At 61.1% G+C, this 2,802-nt stretch carries 2 protein-coding genes; one reads left to right on the forward strand and one right to left on the reverse strand.

What is annotated here, in order from left to right:
- Positions 1 to 278 precede the first annotated feature (278 nt).
- Positions 279 to 992: a murein L,D-transpeptidase catalytic domain family protein gene (locus EJA70_RS24280; protein ID WP_158834111.1), complete on the reverse strand. Its 714-nt coding sequence runs from the start codon at positions 990 to 992 to the stop codon at positions 279 to 281.
- 150 nt (positions 993 to 1,142) lie between these two features.
- On the opposite strand from EJA70_RS24280, the gene EJA70_RS24285 reads away from it, so the two are divergent.
- The gene (locus EJA70_RS24285) at positions 1,143 to 2,759 is read left to right on the forward strand and encodes a murein L,D-transpeptidase (protein WP_158834114.1); all 1,617 of its coding nucleotides are present in this window, start codon (positions 1,143 to 1,145) and stop codon (positions 2,757 to 2,759) included.
- Positions 2,760 to 2,802: the final 43 nt, after the last annotated feature.

Genomic DNA, 2,802 nt, shown 5'->3' on the forward strand with positions numbered 1-2,802 from the left:
AAAAACGAAGATCAAAAGATCGCAGCGTGCCGCAGCTCCTACAGGGAGAGTGGTGTTTGATGGCGGGCGGGGAAGAAGAGTTCGAAGCAGGTTTCGCCGTTTTGGACAACATCAGGCTACTGGGCGATTCGCACGGCAAACCGACAGCTGAATGACAAAGTTGTAATGAATCCCCCTGTAGGAGCTGCCGCACGCTGCGATCTTTTGATGTTGATTGTAAAAACAAGATCAAAAGATCGCAGCGTTCCGCAGCTCCTACAGGGAGGATTTGTGCTGGGTCAGCTTGCGTGGGTGTTGAGGATGCTCGCCACTTGCTGCGGCTGGCAGTTGAGGTACGGCGAGGATTTCAGCCAGCGCTGATCGGGGTACCAGGAAAACATGAACTGGCCATTCTTCAGCCGGTCGATCACTTGCCTGGCAATTTGCGGACGCACCGCCGGGCAACCCTGGCTGCGACCGATGCGGCCCTGACGCTTGCTCCACAACGGGTTCACGTAACTGGCGGCATGGATGACGATGGCACGGTCGCGGGCCATGTCATTGAAACCCGCCTCCAGGCCGTCCATGCGCAGCGAATAACCGTGGGTGCCGCTGTAGCTTTCCTGCGTGCGGAACAGGCCAAGGCTGGACTGGTAACTGCCTTCGACATTGGAAAATTGTGTGGCGAAGTTTTCCCCGGAATTGGAGCCGTGGGCGACCAGGTCGCGCAGCACCAGTTTCTTTTTGCTCAGGTCAAAGATCCACAAGCGGCGTTCTGTAGACGGCTGCGAATAGTCGATGATTGCCAGGTGACGGGACGGTTTCGCGCCGTTATTGACCGCGCACTGCATGGCGTTCAATGCACCTTTCAGCGCCTGGGGATTGAGTTCTGGCGCGGCGTGCGCGAGGCTGGTGAAGAGAACCGGCGATGGCTTGCCGGCGGCAAAGGCTGGACTGGTCACAGCGACAAGGGTCGCGGTGGTCAGCAGAAGTCGGCGCAAAAACGTCAACATTTATAAAGTGTCCTCACTGGCTACTCATTTGGCACTTTGGCTCCTGACTCCCAGTCGACCCTGCCACGCCCGAAGATCGAGCCTGACTGTTCAGCGCACCTGATGTAAGGTTGACCGTCATCAAGACGGCCATGGATTGGAGTAAAGCAGTTGTTCAAAAAGTACGCATGCTACTTGAGCATTTGTTTGCTCGCAGCGCCGTTTGTCGCTTGTGCCGAGGAGTCGCTGCCACCGCTGCAGACACTGCCGACGCCAGCGGCGCAAATGCCCGTCGAGCCGCAGAGTCCGTTGCAGGCCGTTTTGCTCAGTCTGCCGCAGGCGTGCCCGGCGGTTGCCGCGCATCTCAATGGCCCGGCGCTGGTGCAGATGCAGGCGTTCTATGAACAGCAGGACTGGATGCCGGTGTGGGCGCGCGAGTCCGGGCGATTGCAGGCTTTGCAGGGGCAATTGCAGCTGTTGGCCGATGATGGCCTCAACCCAAAACGCTATTCGGTGGCGGCAGTGCCTCCGCAGGATGGCGAGTTGTGTGCCGACATCGACATCAGCCACTACTACCTGCAAGCCCTGCAGGATCTGCATTACGGCCGTCTGCTGCAGTCGCATTTCGAGCCGCTGTGGCACGCCGATGACACCCCCCGCGACCGTCAGGCGGAATTGCTGGCCATCGCCGTACCGGGCATGCAGGACATTCCTGCGGCGTTCGATCTTGCTCGCCCGCGCCTTGCGCAATATCAGAACCTGCGCCACCTCTATGCCGCGCAACGGCTCAAGGCCTTGCCGCAGTGGCAGTCGGTCGGCAACGGCCCGCTACTGCGTCCGCAGATGGAAGACAAACGCGTGCCGGAACTGGCCCAGCGGCTGTTCAACGAAGGCTATCTGACCCACGCCGTCGGCACGCCCGGCAATGCCTACGAGGGTGTGCTGGTGGAGGCGGTGAAGAGTTTCCAGGCCAATCATTCGTTACAGGCTGACGGCGTGGTCGGGCCGGGGACAATTGCCGAATTGAACATCAGCCCGCTGACTCGGCGCGAGCAATTGCGCGTCAACCTTGAGCGGTTCCGCTGGATGGCTCAGGACATGGAACCCGACGGTTTGCTGGTCAACGTCGCCGCCGCCGAATTGACCCTGTATCAGGGCGGCCAGCCGGTGTGGCAAACCCGCACCCAGGTCGGCCGGGCCGAACGCCAGACGCCGTTACTCAAATCTCGCGTCACGCGCCTGACCCTGAACCCGACCTGGACCGTGCCGCCGACCATCTGGAAGGAAGACAAGCTGCCGGCGATCCGCAAGGATCAGACCTTTCTCAGCCGCCAGAACCTGCAAGTACTCGACGCCAACGGCCAGCCTCTGGCGGCAGCGGACATCGACTGGGACAACCCGGGCAACATCCTGTTGCGTCAGGATGCCGGGCCGCGCAACCCGCTGGGGCAAATGGTCATACGCTTCCCCAATCCGTTCTCGGTGTACCTGCATGACACGCCGAGCAAGGCACTGTTCGACAAAGGCCCACGAGCGTTCAGCTCCGGCTGCGTGCGCGTCGAACACCCGATGCAACTGCGCGACCTGCTGCTGAGCCCGGCGGAAAAGGCCCGCACCGAAACCTTGCTGGCCACCGGCACCACCCACGAGTTCCGCCTGTCGGCACCGGTGCCGATCCTGATGACCTACTGGACCGCGCAAGTCGGCGACGATGGCCACGTGCGTTACGCGCCGGACATCTACAGCCGCGACAGCGCATTGCTCGCAGGCCTCGACCGCGCCCATTGATCCCAATGTAGGAGCTGCCGAAGGCTGCGATCTTTTGATTCTG

Source organism: Pseudomonas sp. PB103 (assembly GCF_009764635.1).
GTDB lineage: Bacteria > Pseudomonadota > Gammaproteobacteria > Pseudomonadales > Pseudomonadaceae > Aquipseudomonas.